We start from the raw sequence: 16,912 nt of genomic DNA, 5'->3' as shown, positions 1-16,912 counted from the left end.
CAGCCCGCCCCTAGACAACCGCGATTCTTCCCGTTGCCGGTCATGGAAGTCGGAGACCATGGGAAACGTCGTCGCCATGATACGGACGGCCCGCATGGTCTCCTCCCTGCCCCCTCTTCGTTCAATTGCCGGGCGCCAGGTCGTTGGCAAACCGGTTCGTATAACCAAGCGTACCGACACCGCCGATGGAGTTGCACGTCGACGACGCGGCGCCGGGCGGACAATCGACGTCACGATCGAACGACCAGAAGTGGACACCCACGAGACCATTCTGTTTCACGAACTGCGCAACGGTGTCCGCATCCGCCGGCGTAAAGGTTTCGCCGCTCACATCGTTGCCGCCGATCATCGGCGTCAGCTCGATCTGGTTGTACGGCACACCCCAGTGATCGTGCAGGTTCATCGCCGCCTGGATCGCCGACTGTCCCATCTGGCAGGTGCCGTTCGCGACCACGCAGTTCCCCGCCCCCGCCGACCCGTAGTCCATCGTCATCAGGTCGATGGTGTAGTTCTTCAGCCCATACGTCTGGATCGCCTGCATGACCCAGTCGCCATACACGTTGAAGCTGTCGGGGGCGCTGGCGCCCCAGGAGCTGGCCGTGGTCGCGCCCTGCTGGGAAGGGGCCAGTGTCGCGAGCGTAAAGCTGAAGCGCAGGCCGGGATAATTCTGCTGGGCGACTGCCACGCGCTGGACGAGATCGTTGATCACCTGTTGTGTCTGTCCGCCCTCGATATCGAAATCGATCCCGATGAGGTTGCTCGATGCATAACGATTGATGAAAGCTGCCATGCCCGCATCCGTCCCGCACGTGAACATGCCGGCCGCACCGCCGGTGGAAATCACGTAATTCACGTTGGCCGCGGTGAAAAGCGGCACATTGGCGGCCGCCATCGCGCCGCCGTCGACGCCCGCCCAGTTCTCGCTGCCGCATTCACCGGTCGCAAACGCGAGCGTCATCGTACGGACACTGGCTGGCAGCACCGACAGCACCGGGCTCAACTGACCGGTGACGTTCGACGAGATGACGTTCGTGTTCCAGTTCATCGAAATCGTCGCGTCCTTGTACGGGCTATAAACGAATGCCGGCGCCGTGCCGGTACCCGTCCCGGCTGCCGCGGCAGCGCCCGTGCCGAAAGAAGACCATGCCAACAAAAGCGCCAGCGCGCCCCTCAAGGTCGACCGCTTCATGATTCCGGATTGGTTGCTCTTCATTTTCATGCCCTCATCGTGTTTTACGCATTACCGGCACCTGTCTTTCACGCCATACATGCCGGGGAACATTTCAGGAAGACGCGCTCCGCCCACACGGACGTAACGGAAACCCGCCACGTCACATGGGCGGCAAGCGTCTGCACCATTGCTACGGACTACCGAATCAACATCGTGATCAGATCGGCCTTGGGGCTCCCCCACCCGGTGACCAGGTCATAGCCTTTCACCGCCGAGTAACTGCCTGCGGCACCACTCGCAACATCGTGGAAGGTGGCCGCATAGGCGGGCGTCAGCGCGCCGTTGACCTGGTTCTGCGCGTAAATCAACGGATTGAAGTACCCGACGGGCGCCTTCCCGGACGCGGCGGCCTGCTGGTTCGCCAGCGCGACGAAGCCTGCCCACATCGGCGCGGCGAAGCTGGTTCCGCCGTACTCGTTCGCGGTGCAGCCGGCCTGGTTGGCACACACGTAGAAGGTAAAGTCGGCGTTGGCGGAGACGTCCGGTCCGTTGCGATAGGCCGTGGAGCCACGGTTGCTGGAATTGACCACACCGCGGATCTTTTGCCAGGACGGAATTGCGATCTGCGCGGGAGAAACACCGCCGCCGCTGTCGCTCCACGCCGTCTCGGCCTTCCACGCGCCTGCCGCCGAGCCCGTCGTCAGACTGGTCCCGCCGACGGAAATGACGTAGGCGCTGTCCGCGGGCCATGCCGCATTGCTGGTCGACCAGGTCGCGCTGTCGCCGGACGCCGCAAAGAACGATTGCCCCTGGGCAGCCATTTTTTCGAAGTACGGATCCAGCGTGGACGGATCGGCCGGCGTCCAGCCCCACGAGCAGCCGATCGCCGTCGGCAACGGATTGCGGGTCGTCATCGCGGCGAGGATGGCCGTGTCGGCGGAACCGACGAACATCGTCAGGCTCGCGAGCCCGGGCGCCATGGCGATGGCCTGGGTCATGTCGAGCGTCTGCTCGCCGTCATCGCATCCGCTTGGGTCGCAGGACGTAGCGGTCCCGTCGGTCGAGACGAGCGTGATCGGAACATGGTTGGTTTGCCCGACGTTGCTGAAATAGGTGTCGAGGTCGGCCAGCTCCGTGCCCGCGTATTCAAGCAAGCCCAGGTGTTGCCCGGCGCCCGTCAGGCTGGCGCCGCCATAGTAGGCCGCGCGCATGTCGCTTCCGAGGAACGACGCGGACGGCCCCGACCCGGTCGTGGCTCGAGGCGCGATGGCGTCGGGGCGGATGGCGCCCGCTTTCGCATAGTCAGTCTTCCTGACGAACAACGGATGCGGAATCGAATAGTTGTCGAGCCCCGACACGTGCCAAAGCGGAACCCCCATCGAGGTGGTCGGTTCACGATCGGGGCCGAAGAAGAGCCGGCCCTCCGTCGGATGCCGGTAGTAACGCAGCTTCAGGTTGAACGCGGCTTCGATCGCCGATACGGGCCCGCTCACCTGGATATCCATGCCGTCGCGACTGCCGCCCTTCAACGTCAGGCCGTGATCGACGAGATATTGCACGGTCGACGCGTAGTCCGCCCGGGTCGGACCGAATCGCGCGGTGAATTCGGCCGGCGTCAGGTAATGACGGAAGTTCGGACTGCCCGGGCTGGTGACATCCGCGACGAATGCGTCCAGGCCTGCCCGGTCCCGCAGCGGAAGCACCACGTCGAGCAGCATCTGCCGGTCCGCCGGAACGGCGCTCGCGGGCGCCGCCAGCGCGACGCCGGTTTCCGCCCGGACGTGGCGGGTCAGTACCTCTGCTGCATGGGCCGGCACCGTCGCGCCAAGCAGGGAGAGCAACGCGAATGAAAGCGATACGACATGTGGCATACGGCCGGTTTCATTTCTCGAACGCCGCCTCTCCGTCATTCCGATCTGGTTCATGATTTCCCCTTTCGATTGACAAAGCTCCGCCCAGGTCGAATTCAAAAGAAATCAACCTTACAAATTGTCATTTGAAGACAAATTTCGATATTGATTCTGTTTTTATATCTACGACGGAAAACGCTACGACTTCGGTCAATGCTGATGAAGCATGTCGCACGCCACTTTCGCGCAACACCGGAAGTCCGTCACAACACGATGCAAGTGGTATCGTGACGTCGTCACGCAGGCCCGAGATAGCGGGCCTGCCGCGCGGCGGCGGATACCGATATTTCGGCGGTCAATGTAGTAAAGCTTCAGTCCGACGCCCGCACTTCGATTTGTTATACTACATAATCATCAGGCATCAACCCTGGAATCGATTATTTCCGCCAATATCGAAACCCGAAAATATTCACGCGATCGCATTGCCATATTGCAATTGTCGCCATTCGACAAATTAACCGGATATCTCGCAGCCATTTGGCTGATTGTTCAAATCAACGAAATTCAGACGATGCGATCGGGCTTCATCGTATTGGCGACCGACCCGCGATGACGTCAGGTTGCCGTCCTTGATTCATCCACCGAACCCGGAGGCCGAACATGACTGTCGATCTCACCACCCAAGCGTCGACCCGCACCGCCCAACTGGTCACCCGGGTGTACGCGAGGCTCCTGCTGGTCGGCTTCGCGCTGGTGCCTGCCTATCTGATCGCCTACCTGTACTTCTTCCAGGACCCGTCGCTGAAATTCGAGAATCACGCCTTTCACGAACTGGCGATCGCGGCCGCCACGCTCGAAGGCGTGTTCGTCACGTATGTCTGCTGGCGCTGCCATCGCCTGTCGGGTGAGCCGTTGCTACGCTGGCTTACGCTGGGCTTTCTGGGCTTTTCGCTCGTCTATGCGTTGCATGGCTTGTTCACCGGCATGGCGCATCACAATATCTGGCTGTTCCTGCTGTACGGACCGGCATCGCGCCTGACCATGTCGATCCTGATCCTGGTCGGGCAGCTCACCTATAGTCACAAGGCCGACAGCGCCACAACCCGCGCCGATCCCCGCACCTGGTTACCCTGGCTCGCCGTGTTCGGACTCGTCGACGTCGCGGTCGCCGTGATCGCCTTCTCGCCGGTGGCCGGCCACCTGTGGGTGCGCCTGTCGATGGAAGGCGGCGCACTGCTGCTCTCGAGCGTGAACGTCGTTGCACTGGTCATACGCCGCATCCGCTCGCCGCTGATGACGATCTACGGCATTTCGGTCACGTCGTTCGCGCTCTCCTCGCTCGCCTTCATCCTCGGGCGGCCGTGGAATCACATGTGGTGGCTCGCGCATGCGATTTTCGCAGCCGGCTTCTTCCTGCTCAGTTTCGGCGTGGTGCAGGCCTTTCAGACGACCCGTTCGTTTTCGAAGATCTACAGCCAGGCAGAACTGTTTGCCCGGTTGAGGGACGCGATGGCCAGGACGGAGCGCGCGCTGCAGGCGCTTCAACAGACCAACGAAAAACTCGAGCACCTGGCGGCCACGGACCCGCTCACGGGCGCGGCCAACCGGCGGCAATTCATCGAAAGCGTGGAAGCGGAAATCAACCGGGCAAAGCGCAATGGCGCGCCGTTCTCGTTGCTCGCGCTCGATCTCGACCACTTCAAGGCGATCAACGACAGTTACGGGCATCAGGCGGGCGATCAGGTGTTGCAACGCTTCGTCGACAAATGCGCCGATGCGATCCGGCCGTACGATGGCGTTGCGCGGGTGGGCGGCGAGGAATTCATGGTGCTGCTGCCGCAAGCCGCGCTGGACACCGCCCGGTCGATCGGCGAGCGCATCCGCGCGGCGATCTCCGGCGCGCCGTTCGAAGCAGGCGTCGGCGAACCGATCAAGGTCACCGTGAGTGTCGGCGCCTCCGAATTCGGCCGGGACGGCGAGACGATCGACGCGATCCTGCGCAAGGCGGACGAACGCCTGTACCGCGCGAAGCATCAAGGTCGCAACCAGGTGGTCGCCGGGTAAGCCGGTTGCCGTGTCAGCGCCGTCCACCGCGTCCGTGATACGCGTTCTTCAATTCATGACGCCCCGGGCATCGCCGGGCGCGTCATGTCGCGGCCGTATCAGAACGGGCTGCGTGTCGTATCGCCATTGGTGAACACCGCGTCGACGACCTGATAGAACGCCATCGCCGTATCCGCGACCTCCCAGACCGCAAGGATGACGTGGTAGCCGCTACGCATCGGCAGCCGGCATGAGTGAATGGTCGGCTGCTGTGGCACCAGGTTTGCGTTCGGGTCCCAGTATGGCTGGCCGGGATTCTGGATCGTGCAGAACGGCGTGGGCTCGAACTGCGCGCGCGTCAGCTTTTCCGACGGGTTCCAGTCGGCGCGTGTAATGAAGTAGTTCCAGCGACGCGTCTTGTGCACGGCGCTGAATTCCCATTTGAAATTCTGCACCGCGCCCGGTCGTAGCGGGATCTTCTGCCAGCGGCCCGGCGACTGCTCGTTCAGCACGGGCAGCGGGCCATTCGTGCTGGCGCCGGCGATTTCGCCGTCCTTCGGTGGTGCGGCATTCTTCGCGTCGTCCGGCGCGAACGAATCCGACAGGCCGCTTTGCGTCGCGGGGAAGAACTTGCCGTTCTCCATCGCGTTCGCGTGCCAGGCGTCGACAGGGCAGTTCGGATTCTGGCCTTGCGTGCACAGCACGATGCGCGAAGGCGGTTCGGTCAAACGGCCGTGCGCGTGAGCACCGGCCGCCGCGACCAGCAGCGCCACGCCGGCCAGCGAGCGTGGCATGACGGAAGCAACGTACCTGCGGATGATCTTGTTCATGAGCCCTCATGGCATTGATGTCGAAACGGATATGCGCACATCGAGCCTGTCGCAAGATCCCGGGCAGGGATTCCTGGCGACGCGTCGTCGCGCACGCTGATCGGCAAAAGCGGCGGTCGGATGAAACCTCGGCAAGCGATGATCGATCGCCATGCTTCCTGACAAATCACTTTCACCGATTCGAACCTTATCCGCGAAAATCGAAAAAATAAACTTCCCTCATGAGTAATTTTTTGATTCGCGACATCGAAACATCCATTTTCAGGATGCTTTGTTCGTCAGCCCTGATGCAACGCGGATTTTGGTGTTTGACGATCGTGAATGATCGATCTCGATATTTCGCGTTTGGAGGGCGCCGGCATGATCGTCTTCATTGTTCAATAATTTTGTTGGTTTAATTGAATTGAACTCGCGAACAATCGTAGACCAAATCAAGATTGCCACCGATTGCGCAGTAAAGATGTCACGTCGCCAGCCGTCGTCGAGCGAGAGATGCGAAAACCGGCGAATTCAAGAGGTTGTGCGCCGCGCATCCGAGTTAGAGTTGCCACCGGGCGGGCGCCGCGAAGATCGGTGCCGACTCTCCCGTAGCGCGGCTTCAGCTCCACCAGTCGTGGTCACACGATGTGCGGGATCCGCACTCGATAGCGGCTAATCACGCGCAGCGCAGCCTTGTGCTCATTTCCCACGGCATCGGAACGCTGAACGGATACCGTGTCACAACACGGCCCAACCAATCTCCAAATGCTTCCTCGCAGGCCCCCCTTGATTTCGATGCAATTCGATATCCGGGAATCGTCAATTTCGGGTTGAAAATCGCACCCGATCACCTATGCTGAATTTCGCGTGAAATGCGATGCGCCGGACATGGCGAAGCAAAATATTCCCGCAATTGACGCGCCTTTTATTCACTATTTTTAACCCATATCTGGAGAGAACATTATGACTGCAGCGTCGCGCGTTCTGACTTCCCGGGGTGCGGAAATTGAAGTGAGCGTCCTTCGCGAACAAGGCGCCTTTCACGTTACCGCCGTTGCGTGCGGTCATTTCGCGGCGCTCGACCGGCTGTCGCTACCGGTCAGCCAGATGCAGCTGCGCGGCTACGGCAGGAGTGTCGCGCAGGACCGGCAGGCCACGCCGGCGCTGAGCGACTACGTCGCCGATCTCGACACGGTCACGGCCGCCGGAGCGAACGGGAAAACCGTGCTGTTCGGCTACTCCCATGGCGGTTATTTCACGACGGCGTATGCGCTGGCGCATCCCGACCGGATCGGTGCGTTGATTCTGGTCGAGCCGGCGCTCTACACGCCGAAGGAAGACCTGCTCGAGCGTGCGCGGAAGGCCGCCGCGGGGGACAAGGCGGGCGCGGTCGAGCGCGTGCTCCGATACGTCGATCCGACCGTCGGACTGGTGCAGGAGCGTGCGACGCAGGTCGTTCAATCGATCGTCACCAACATCAACAGCGACAACCTGCTGGCCCACGAATTCACGATTCGCGCGGAGAACCCGATCTCCGACGACAACCTCGCCCAACTGCGGGTTCCGGTCCTGCTGATCGGCGGGACCGACAGCCATGTGAACTTCATGGTCAAGCGCGCGGCGCAGGCGATTCCTTTCGCATCGGTGCTCTGGGTGCAGGGCGCAACCCACCTCGACCTGCAGGGCGACAAGCATGCCGACGCGATCTCGGGCGCCGTGGAAGCCTTCCTGAAAAGCGTCGGGTAAGCGGCGACGACCCGCTCCGTGCGACCGGCCGGTCCGCACCGGTCGCGCGCGGGCGGCTTAGCGCAGCGCGCCGAGCACGACGCCGACGATCCGGTCGACGCACGCGTCGAGCGATTCATTGCCGGTGTCGACGCGCACTTCCGGATGCGGCGGCGGCTCGTACGGCGACGAGATTCCCGTAAAGTCCGTGATCAATCCCGCACGCGCCTTTCGGTACAGGCCCTTGACGTCTCGCTGTTCGCAGACCTGAAGGTCGCAGTCGCAGTGGACCTCGATGAAATCGCCCGGTGCGAACAGCGCGCGCACGGTCTCGCGATCCCCCTGGAACGGCGAAATGAATGCGGACAGGACGATCACGCCGGCATCGACGAACAGCCGGGCGACTTCGCCCGCGCGCCGGATGTTTTCCGTGCGGTCCTCGGCCGAAAAGCCCAGGTCGCTGCACAGGCCATGCCGGAGACTGTCGCCGTCCAGTACGTAGGTTCGCTTGCCGGCAAGGTGCAAGCGCTGCTCGACCGCCACCGCCAGCGTCGACTTGCCCGCGCCCGACAAGCCGGTCAGCCAGATGGCGAGCGCCCGGTGCGCCTGCTGTCGTTCGCGGTAGCGACGGTCGATCGATGGCGTTTGCGATCCGGTTTCACCAGCAGAATGCAGCATTCTCATCAATTGAAATCTCCCCAAAGTGTGTCAAGCGAGATAGCGGGCACGCGATGTCCCGTGCGAAGTCAGCGAGCGACAGCGGTGGCGCTGTCGGCGGGCGCAGCCGACCAGCCGCCCCCGGTCGCCCGGATCACGTCCACGGCCGCGAGCAGGCGCCGGGTCTGAGTCTGCGCGGCGGCGCGGTCCGCGGCGAGCTGGCTGCGCTGCGCGTCGACGACGTCGAGGTAGGTGGCGATGCCGCGCTCGTAGCGGGTCAGCGCCACCTGGTAGGCGCGCGAGGCCGACTCCTGCGCGGCTTTGCGCGCGTCGGCCTGCAACGCGTGCTGCTCGACGTCGGACAGCGCATCCTCCGTTTCGCGCAGCGCCTCGAGCAGCTTGTTCTGGTGATCGGCGAGCGCTTCCTCGTAGCGCGCCTTCGCCGCCGCGAGGTTCGCGCGATTGCGCCCGCCGTCGAACAGCGGCAGCGTCAGCGCGAGCGGCCCGAGGTTGAACTGGGTGGAATCGCCGTTCGTCAGTTCCCGCAGGTTGCGCGACGCGTAGCCGAAATCGCCGGTCAGTTGCACGCCTGGATAGAACGCGGCCTCCGCCACGCCGATCTGGGCATTCGCGGCGCGCAGGTTCGCGACGCTCGCGCTCAGGTCCGGCCGATGTCCGAGGAGTTGCGCCGGCAGGCCGACCGGGATGCGCGGCGGCGCCGGCAGCGGCGCATTCGCGCTCGCGTCGAGCGGCCGCGACGGCGCTTCGCCGACGAGCACCGCCAGCGCATGCTCGAGCGCATCTCGCTGGCGAACCACCTCGTGCAGTTCCGCCTCGGCATTCGCCTCCTCCACGCGCGCGCGCGACAGGTCGAGCTCGTTGGCGAAGCCGGTGCGAAAGCGCGCCGCCACCAGCTCGCGCGTTTCCCTGCGCGTCGCGAGCGCGCTTTCGAGGATGCGTTGCTCGGTTCCTACGCCGCGCCACTGCCAGTAGACGCGGCCGACCTGAGTGGACAGCAGCAGCGCGACGCCGGCGTAGTCGGATTGCGCGGCGCGGAACTGCGCATCGGCCGTTTCGACGACGCGCCTGACCCGGCCCCACAGATCGATCTCGTAGGTCATCGACAGGCCCGCGGCGACGTTGTTGCCGAGGATCAGCTGGCGGCCGAATACGATCGCCTGCTGCGTGTTGAGGGAACTGCGCATGCGCTGCGCGGACGCATTCGCGTTGATCGCCGGCAACTGCTGGGCGCGGGCGACGCCCAGCAGCGCCTGGGCCCGCAGCAGCCGTTCGGCGCCGGCTTTCAGGTTCGGGCTGTTGCGAAACGCGCGTGCCTCGAGCGCGTTCAGCGCGGGGTCGCCGAACACGGTCCACCACTCGTCGGGCAGCGGCACGGACGTCGCCTCGGACGCCGCATGCCGGTAACGCGCCGGGGTGGTGTCGGCGGGTGCGACGAAGTCCGGGCCGACCGTCATGCAACCGGACAGCAGGACGAGCATGGCGGGCCACGCCAGGGAAGTGAGTTGTCTCGACATGAAAATGACTTGGCAAGCGTTGGAGGCACCGGAAGCGCACGCAGCGGCGGGCCGCTGCCGTGCCTGCCGGGGCCTGTTGTTGGCGGAACAGGCCCTAGCGGGACGTGCCGGATCGGGACGGCGTCTTGTGTGCGTCGGCGAACCAGACGATGCCGATGCAGGCGAACAGCAGCAGGCCCATGATCAGGAAGCAGTCGTTGAACGCCATCACGTAGGCATCGCGGCGCACCCCCGCATCGATCAGGCGCGTCACGCGCTCGTCGGCCAGCGGCCACGGATCGTCGCCGCGCGCCAGCAACGTGCGCGTGAGCTGCCCGATGCGGAGCAGCGTTTCGGGCTGCGCGGGCGAGATCCACTCGACCAGCCGCGACGAGTGGAAGTGTTCCCGCCAGGTCAGCAGCGTCGACAGCACCGCGATGCCGACGGAGGCGCCGAGATTGCGCGTCATGCTGAAGAGCGCCGACGCCGACGCGGTTTCCGTCGGCGCCACGCTCTTCATCGCGAAGTTCGCGATGATCAGCATGATGAAGGGCTGGCCCAGCGCGCGAACGATCTGCGACATCATCAACTGGTCGTATCCCGTGGTGGCGTCCATGGTCGTGTTCATCAGGCAGGACACGCCGAACAGCAGGAAGCCGAACGCGCACAAGAGGCGGTTGTCGACGCGGCTCGCGAGCGCGGTGACGATCGGCATCACGAGCAGTTGCGGCAGACCGGCCCACATGATCACCTCGCCGATCTGCATCGGCGTGTAGCCGGCGATCCGGCTGAGAAACATCGGGATCAGGAACGACGAGCCATACAGCGCGACGCCAGACACGGCCGACAGGATCGCGGCGACCAGGAAATTGCGCCGGCCGTAGAGGCCGAGATCGACGAACGGTTCGCGACGGAAGTGGTCGTTCACGATCCACGCCAGCACCCCGGCGAAGGCCAGCGCCGCGCAACCGATGATCAGCGGCGAGTCGAACCAGTCCTTGAGGTTGCCTTCCTCGAGGAACACCGTCAGCGCGCCGAGGCCGACGGCCATGCAGCCGATGCCGGTCCAGTCGGCGTGCCGGAGCAGCCCGGGCCGCGTCTCGCCCGGTTCGAGCCCGTAGACGATGCCGGCGACGAGCAGCAGGCCGGGAAGCCAGTTGACGTAGAAGATCGACTGCCACCCGTAGCTTTCGCTCAGGTACGCGCCGAACGTGATGCCGAGCACCGGCGCGAGCGTGCCGGTCAGCCCGAACATGCCCATGCCGGCGGCGCGGCGCGTCGGCGGCAGCCGCGTCATCAGGAGCGTCATGGCCATCGGAATCATGCCGCCGCCCGTGAACCCCTGAAGCGTGCGCAGCACGATCATGCTCTCCAGGTTCCAGGCGAGGCCGCACAGGCTGGACGTCACCAGGAACGCGACGGCCGTGCCGATCAGGTAGTTGCGCACGCCGAACACGCGGCCGAGCAGGCCGGTGAGCGGGATCACGATGATCTCGGCCACGAGATACGACGTCGAGATCCACGAGCCCTCTTCCGGGGTCGCGGACAACGCGCCGAGGATGTCCTTGAGCGACGCGTTGGTGATCTGGATGTCGAGAATCGCGATGAACGCGCCCATCATGCTCGCCAGGACCGCGATCCAGGTTCGCGCGTCGACATGCTCCGGCGATGCTTGCGTGCCGCGCACGCCTGTGGAAACCGTGTTCATGGCCGTCCGTGTCAGCGTGCGTCGGCGAGCCGTACCGGCCCGGACTGATCGACGCGCACCTCGACCCGCGCGGACATGCCCGGCACGAGACGCCCCTTCAGCGCCGCCACGTCGGCCGGCGCCAGCGCGATCTTCACCGGTATCCGCTGCACGATGCGCGTGAAGTTGCCGGTCGCGTTGTCCGGCGGAAGCATCGAGAACTGCGCGCCGGAGGCCGGCGAGAAGCTGTCCAGCGTGCCGACCAGCGGACGGTCCTTCAGCGCGTCGACGATGACCGCGACCTGCTGCCCGGGATTCAGGCGCGTCAGTTGCGTTTCCTTGAAGTTCGCGGTCACCCAGACCTTGTCCTCCACCACCGCCGCCATGTGCTGGCCCGCCTGCATCGCGATGCCGACCTCGACGATCCGCTTGCCGATCCGCCCGGCCGCCGGCGCCCGCACCGTGTGGTACTCGAGGAATTGCCGCGCGTCCTTGAGCTGGGTCTGCAGCACGCGGATCTGCGCCTCGTCGACGTCCCGGGTGGCGGCGACCGAATCGACCTGCGCAGCGGCGGCCTCGACGGCCTTGCGGCGCGCGTCGACATCCGCGGCGGCACTGGCCTGGGTGGCCACGGCCGCGTCCAGCTCGGACCTGGCGACGGCCTTCATCTGTTCGCCGTACAGCTGGCGATAGCGTTCGGCGTCCTGGTTGGCGCGCCGCAATTGCGCCTCGGCCTGCTTGAGCTGCGCGCCGGCGCCGCCGACCTGCGCGCGCATCTGGACGACCTGCGCATCGTCGCGCAGCACCTGTTGCGTCGCGCTGTGGATCTGCGCCTCGATCTGCTCGATCCTGGTGCGCTGATCGGTCGGGTCCAGCTCGGCGATCGGGTCGCCCTCGCGCACGAACTGGTTGTCGGTCACGAACACGCGCGACACGACGCCGTTGATGCGCGGCGACACGATGTGCACGTGGCCCGTCACATAGGCATTGTCGGTCTCGACGTAATGCGCGCCGCGCCACGCCATGCGCGCGGCAACGCCGAGCGCGACGAGCACCAGCGCGCCGGCCAGCCAGACGACGCGATGGCTGCGCCGCGTCGGCGCGGCTGGATTCGGGCGATCCTGTACGACAGACATCTTCATTCTCCGATGGTGAGTGGCGATGCGCGGTCACCCGACCGGGCATCGCCATATGTGAATCGATCGTCTTGCGGGGCTGCGGCGAGCACGGCCAAGGTGCCCACGTACGCGAGCGCCGGCGGCTCGTCGAGCACGAGGAAATGGCAGGCGCGCACGGGCGGTGCCGCGCCGTCGTCCAGCAGCGCGAATGCGCGCGCGTCGGCGCCGACGCGCAACCGGAAGCTGTCGAGGCGTCGCCTCAGGCCCTCGCCGGTCGCCTTCAGGTAGGATTCCTTGGCAGTCCAGAGTCGCGCGAATGCGCGCGGATCGCGCGGCGTGCCGCCGCGTTTCGCCAGTGCGGCCGCCTCGAACGCGTACAGCCGCCATGCGAGCCTGTCGTAGGCGGCGCCGTCCGGCGCCTCGAGATCGAACCCCACCGGGCACTCGCCGAGCGCTACGCCCCCAAACGGCCCGCTGTGGGACAGATTGAAATGCAGCCGCGGATGATCCGGCAGCGCCGGCTTGCCGTGCGCGTCCGGCGCGATGACGAGCGTGTGCGAAGCGACGCCCAGCCATTCCGCCAGCAGCACGCGCAGCGCAGCGTGGTGCCGCGCGTACGCAGCCTGCCGCTCGAGCGGCAGGCGCCGCATCCGTTCACGCTCGCGCGCATCGAGCAGCGCCGCGCAACCGCGATCGTCCCAGTCGCCGTGCGCGACGGACCACACGCGGCATTCGACGGACGCCTGCGGCGCATCCGCGCGCAACCGGCGCGCCGGCACGTCGCGCCACAGCCCGCATGCATGCAGGTGCTGCGTATCGGTGTGCCAGCGGGACGCGTGGGCAACCGGGCTCATGCCGCGCGCCAGTGCCGGCAGGCGGCCCGTTGCTCGGGCTCCGGCGCGGCGGCCAGCGCCAGCGCGCCCTGCAACGGCGCGTCGCCGCCGTGCGGCGACAGCCGGATCTCGGGCATCGCGAGCGGTCGCTTGAGGAAGGTCGCGCCGAGCGCGCGTGCGACGGCGTCGGGCAGCGCGGGAAAGCGATGCACGAGCCCGCCGCTCAGCGTGATGCAGGTGCTGTGGAACAGCTCGACGAGATTGGCGCTGCATGCGGCGAGCGCGTCGGCTGCGCCGTCGAGCCAGCGCGCCGCGGCAACATCGGCCGGGTGCCGCTCGGCGAGGCGCTCGAACGCGCGGCCGGATGCGTAGGCCTGCAGGCAGCCGTGCCGACCGCAACTGCACAGCGCGCCATGCGGATGCACGAGCAGATGGCCAAGCTCGCGGTCGCGCAGCACGTTGCCGTCGACGCAGATCCCGCCGCCGACGCCGGTGCCGAGCGAGAAATGAACCAGGTTGCGCGCGCCGAGCGTCCACGCGTCGGCGAGCGTTGCCGCCGTGCCGTCGTCGCACCACACGATCCGCTCGCGCGCGAACGGCGCGAGCGTCGCGACGACCGGCGCGCCCTCCCACGCGGGACGATTCGGCCAGCGCTCGACCCGGCCGTCGCGGTCCAGGTTCGGGGCGCTGGCAATCGCGATCGTGGCGGGCCGGCCATGGACGGCGCATTGCCGCTCGAGATACGCGGCAAGCGCCGCCAGCACCTCGCCCGGCGCGGGATGCGTGTCGAGCCCGACGCGGTGCTCGAACACCGTGTGCGAGCCGTCGCGCGCGGCCAGCGCGATCTTGCTGCCGCCGATGTCGATGCCGAGCCGCATCATCAGAAGCGCGCCGCGCCGTCGACCGGCACCACGGCACCGCTGACGTAGGACGCCTCGTCGGACGCAAGAAACACGACGGCGGCCGCCACTTCGTGCGCGTTGCCGAGCCGGCGCAGGCCGATCTGCTCCGTCACGCGCGCCTCATCCTGCTCGGTGTAGTGCGACTGGCCGGCGCTCGACAACGCGCCGGGCGCGACGACGTTCACCGTGACCCCGTGGCCGCCGACTTCCTGCGCGAGCGAGCGCGCATAGGCGTGCAGTGCCGCCTTCGACGCCGCGTACACGCCCTGCCCGGCCAGCCCGCGCTCGCCGGCCGTCGAGCCGATCAGCACGATGCGGCCGCTGCGCTGCCGGAACATCGGGCGCAGCACGCCGCGGCACAGCTGGGCGACCGCCTTGAAATTCAGGTCGAGCAGGCGATCGCAGTCGTCTTGCCCGGTCAGCAACGCCGATTTGCGCAACGTGGCGCCGGCCGCGCAGACGAGCACGTCGATCCGGCCATGCGATTTCAGTATCTCGCCGATGGTGGCCGTGACGTCGTCGGCGCGCGTGACGTCGAGCCGGACCGGATGGATTCGCGCCGCGACCGCTGCATTCGCGCGCGTCGCGTCGAGCCCTTCGGGGTGCGTGAAATGGCAGGCGACGACCGTCGCACCCTGCGCGGCGAGCGCGCTGCAGATCTGCGCGCCGAGGTAACCCGAGGCGCCGGTGACGACGCAGATTTTTCCGTGGAGATCGAACATGTGTCTATCCGAAATTGACGTGCCGGTACGGCGACGGGGGGCGCCCCGTCAGGCGCCGATGGACGGGGCGCCCGCCGGCGCATGCAGCGGCGACGGCGCTTCGTCGCCGGCCCGCTGGGGCTTGCCGAATGCGGTCGGCAGCGAGACCGCCAGCGCCTGGCCGTCCATGATCACGAGCGGCTGGCTCACATACGGCTCGTCGACGTAGCGATCGAGTATCGGCGCGCCGTGTGCGTCGTAGCGGTCGATCACGCACAGCCGGTGCAGCACCGCGCCATTGCTCCGATGCGCGGGCCACTCGGCGGGATCGAGGCGGCACGCCGCGTGCAGCATGCCGAGCAGCAGCGGGTCGAACGCAACCCATTCGCCGTCGATGCGGAACTCGGTCCAGTAGTGCCCGGTCGAGAACGGCGTGGCCAGCAGCAGTCCGAAGCATTGCCGCGCGTCGAGGCCCTGCTCGTGCGCCTGCTGCAGCATGCGCTTCGACGCGCCACCGCATTCGCAGACGCGATGCTGCTCGATGAAGCCGACGTCCCACCGGCACGCTTCCGGCAACATGAAGAAGCGATAGCCGGCCCATTCATCCAGTAGCGCCTTCACCGGGCCCGCCGCGTAACGGGCGTGCTCCGCGATCGGCATGTGCAGCACCTCAAGCGGATCGGCCGTCGCGCTGTCCGCGTCGATCGGAAGGACCTTCACGGTGGCAGCGTCGATCCGGTGGCTGGCCGCCAGCTGCAGCGCCCGCGCCCACGTCCGCATCGCCAGCCGCTGGATCGACGGCAGCCCGAGGTGCAGCGCAAGGTTCGACAGATCGAACGGGTCGTAGCGGCGCGCGCCCTCGGCGCCCACGCACGGCAGGCCACGCTGTGTCAGGTCGTCGAGCATCGCGGGAGGCATGCCGTAGTGGCGCGCGGCGGTGTCGGCGTCCGTGTCGAAGCGCCGCACGCTTGCCGGAATCGCCGTGATCAGCCCGAGCAATTCCTGAGTAAGGTCATTGGTATTTCGCATAGCAGTCTTGCCGGCACGGCGGCAGTCGATCGTTCTAAAGGTGGGTCCGTCAGGCAGACGACGTTTGAAAGAGACGTCCGTTCGCGCGAACGGGGCGTGCCCGATCGCTTTGTTTCATCTTTCGCTGCGTTTTATTTGATTGTTTCTTTGATTTAAAAAGTCAGCACGGATTCGTCTTGTATTTACTATTCCGCCGAGACTGGATTACAAATTCCTGTTGCGAATAATAACAGTGCATGAATATAATTCACAGACACATCAATGAAATTCATGATGAACCGGCGAACGCCAGGATGACGAAAAATTCATCCTGGCCTGATCCGCCAAATATATTGACAAATGACTGAGAGAGCCGTCCGCGTCCGGCTGGACGACGGATGCGTGTTTGCCAGAGGAGGGGTAATGGCCGAGAGCCTTGATTTGCAGCTTCGTGACCTGTATATACGCGCGTTGCGACTGCATCGCCGGGCGGAGACCTTGCCGCCCGATGGGCTTCTTGCCGCCCTGTCCATCGATTCCGTCTCGATGCTGGAGATCAGCATCGGCGTCGAGGCGAAATACGGCATCGAAATAGACCCGGACGATCTGTCCGCGAACCTGCTGGATTCGTTCGAGGTGCTCGCGCGATATATCACGGATAAGCAGGCCGCCTCCACGATCGGCTAGGCGCGCGATCGCGTGCCCGGCTAAATAATCGACGATTACCCGTTCAATTCCGATTAATTCGGAATTGCGATGCCGCTCGTCCATTTAAATTTAATCCACGCATTTGAAGCGGAAACCGATTCCAGCACATCTAATTCAGCCGGTCATTTACAAAAATGGCATCAATCGATGATTCGGCTGGTTTCGGCAATCGGTTGCGCAATTCGA

The 16,912-nt window shown here is 65.5% G+C and carries 14 protein-coding genes; 3 read left to right on the top strand and 11 right to left on the bottom strand.

Annotated elements, in window-relative coordinates; translation table 11 throughout:
* Window positions 1–121 precede the first annotated feature (121 nt).
* On the bottom strand, window positions 122–1,219 hold the full coding sequence (locus HAV18_RS20180; protein WP_407062434.1) for a glycosyl hydrolase: 1,098 nt from the start codon (window positions 1,217–1,219) through the stop codon (window positions 122–124).
* Window positions 1,220–1,368: 149 nt separating this feature from the next.
* Window positions 1,369–3,096, bottom strand: a complete 1,728-nt coding sequence (locus HAV18_RS20175) for a protease pro-enzyme activation domain-containing protein (RefSeq protein WP_166958984.1) — start codon at window positions 3,094–3,096, stop codon at window positions 1,369–1,371.
* A 585-nt stretch (window positions 3,097–3,681) separates the two neighbouring features.
* On the opposite strand from HAV18_RS20175, the gene HAV18_RS20170 reads away from it, so the two are divergent.
* Complete coding sequence (locus tag HAV18_RS20170) at window positions 3,682–5,085, top strand: GGDEF domain-containing protein (RefSeq protein WP_166958982.1); 1,404 nt, start codon at window positions 3,682–3,684, stop codon at window positions 5,083–5,085.
* Between the two features lie 98 nt (window positions 5,086–5,183).
* On the opposite strand, the gene HAV18_RS20165 is transcribed toward HAV18_RS20170, so the two are convergent.
* Window positions 5,184–5,858 (bottom strand): lytic polysaccharide monooxygenase auxiliary activity family 9 protein, encoded by a 675-nt coding sequence (locus HAV18_RS20165; RefSeq protein WP_166959723.1) that lies wholly within the window; start codon window positions 5,856–5,858, stop codon window positions 5,184–5,186.
* A gap of 1,026 nt (window positions 5,859–6,884) precedes the next feature.
* Between HAV18_RS20165 and HAV18_RS20160 the strand changes: the two genes are divergently transcribed.
* Window positions 6,885–7,619 (top strand): alpha/beta fold hydrolase, encoded by a 735-nt coding sequence (locus tag HAV18_RS20160; RefSeq protein WP_166958980.1) that lies wholly within the window; start codon window positions 6,885–6,887, stop codon window positions 7,617–7,619.
* A gap of 57 nt (window positions 7,620–7,676) precedes the next feature.
* On the opposite strand, the gene cysC is transcribed toward HAV18_RS20160, so the two are convergent.
* From cysC to HAV18_RS20120, 8 genes are all read right to left on the bottom strand, one after another.
* On the bottom strand, window positions 7,677–8,282 hold the full coding sequence (cysC, locus tag HAV18_RS20155) for an adenylyl-sulfate kinase (RefSeq protein ID WP_208102044.1): 606 nt from the start codon (window positions 8,280–8,282) through the stop codon (window positions 7,677–7,679).
* Window positions 8,283–8,344: 62 nt separating this feature from the next.
* Window positions 8,345–9,790, bottom strand: coding sequence for an efflux transporter outer membrane subunit (locus HAV18_RS20150; RefSeq protein WP_243771731.1), 1,446 nt, complete (start codon window positions 9,788–9,790; stop codon window positions 8,345–8,347).
* Window positions 9,791–9,884: 94 nt separating this feature from the next.
* Window positions 9,885–11,477, bottom strand: coding sequence for a DHA2 family efflux MFS transporter permease subunit (locus HAV18_RS20145; RefSeq protein ID WP_166958978.1), 1,593 nt, complete (start codon window positions 11,475–11,477; stop codon window positions 9,885–9,887).
* 11 nt (window positions 11,478–11,488) lie between these two features.
* Entirely contained in the window at window positions 11,489–12,592 is a 1,104-nt protein-coding gene (locus HAV18_RS20140) for an HlyD family secretion protein (protein ID WP_243771730.1), read from the bottom strand.
* A gap of 2 nt (window positions 12,593–12,594) precedes the next feature.
* A complete protein-coding gene (locus HAV18_RS20135; protein ID WP_166958974.1) occupies window positions 12,595–13,428 on the bottom strand; it encodes a 4'-phosphopantetheinyl transferase superfamily protein in 834 nt (277 codons plus the stop codon).
* Entirely contained in the window at window positions 13,425–14,288 is an 864-nt protein-coding gene (locus tag HAV18_RS20130) for an ROK family protein (RefSeq protein ID WP_166958972.1), read from the bottom strand. The genes HAV18_RS20135 and HAV18_RS20130 overlap by 4 nt, the downstream gene beginning before the upstream one ends.
* Complete coding sequence (locus tag HAV18_RS20125) at window positions 14,288–15,031, bottom strand: SDR family NAD(P)-dependent oxidoreductase (protein ID WP_166958970.1); 744 nt, start codon at window positions 15,029–15,031, stop codon at window positions 14,288–14,290. Before HAV18_RS20125 ends, HAV18_RS20130 begins: the two co-directional genes overlap by 1 nt.
* A gap of 48 nt (window positions 15,032–15,079) precedes the next feature.
* A complete protein-coding gene (locus HAV18_RS20120; protein WP_166958968.1) occupies window positions 15,080–16,039 on the bottom strand; it encodes a transglutaminase domain-containing protein in 960 nt (319 codons plus the stop codon).
* A 402-nt stretch (window positions 16,040–16,441) separates the two neighbouring features.
* On the opposite strand from HAV18_RS20120, the gene HAV18_RS20115 reads away from it, so the two are divergent.
* Complete coding sequence (locus HAV18_RS20115; RefSeq protein WP_166958966.1) at window positions 16,442–16,705, top strand: acyl carrier protein; 264 nt, start codon at window positions 16,442–16,444, stop codon at window positions 16,703–16,705.
* The last annotated feature ends 207 nt before the right edge of the window (window positions 16,706–16,912 follow it).

It is taken from the genome of Burkholderia sp. D-99, from assembly GCF_011605345.1.
Classification (GTDB): Bacteria; Pseudomonadota; Gammaproteobacteria; order Burkholderiales; family Burkholderiaceae; genus Burkholderia.
The sequence above is the reverse complement of the archived record's forward strand: the minus strand, read 5'-3'. Positions and strand labels throughout refer to the sequence as shown.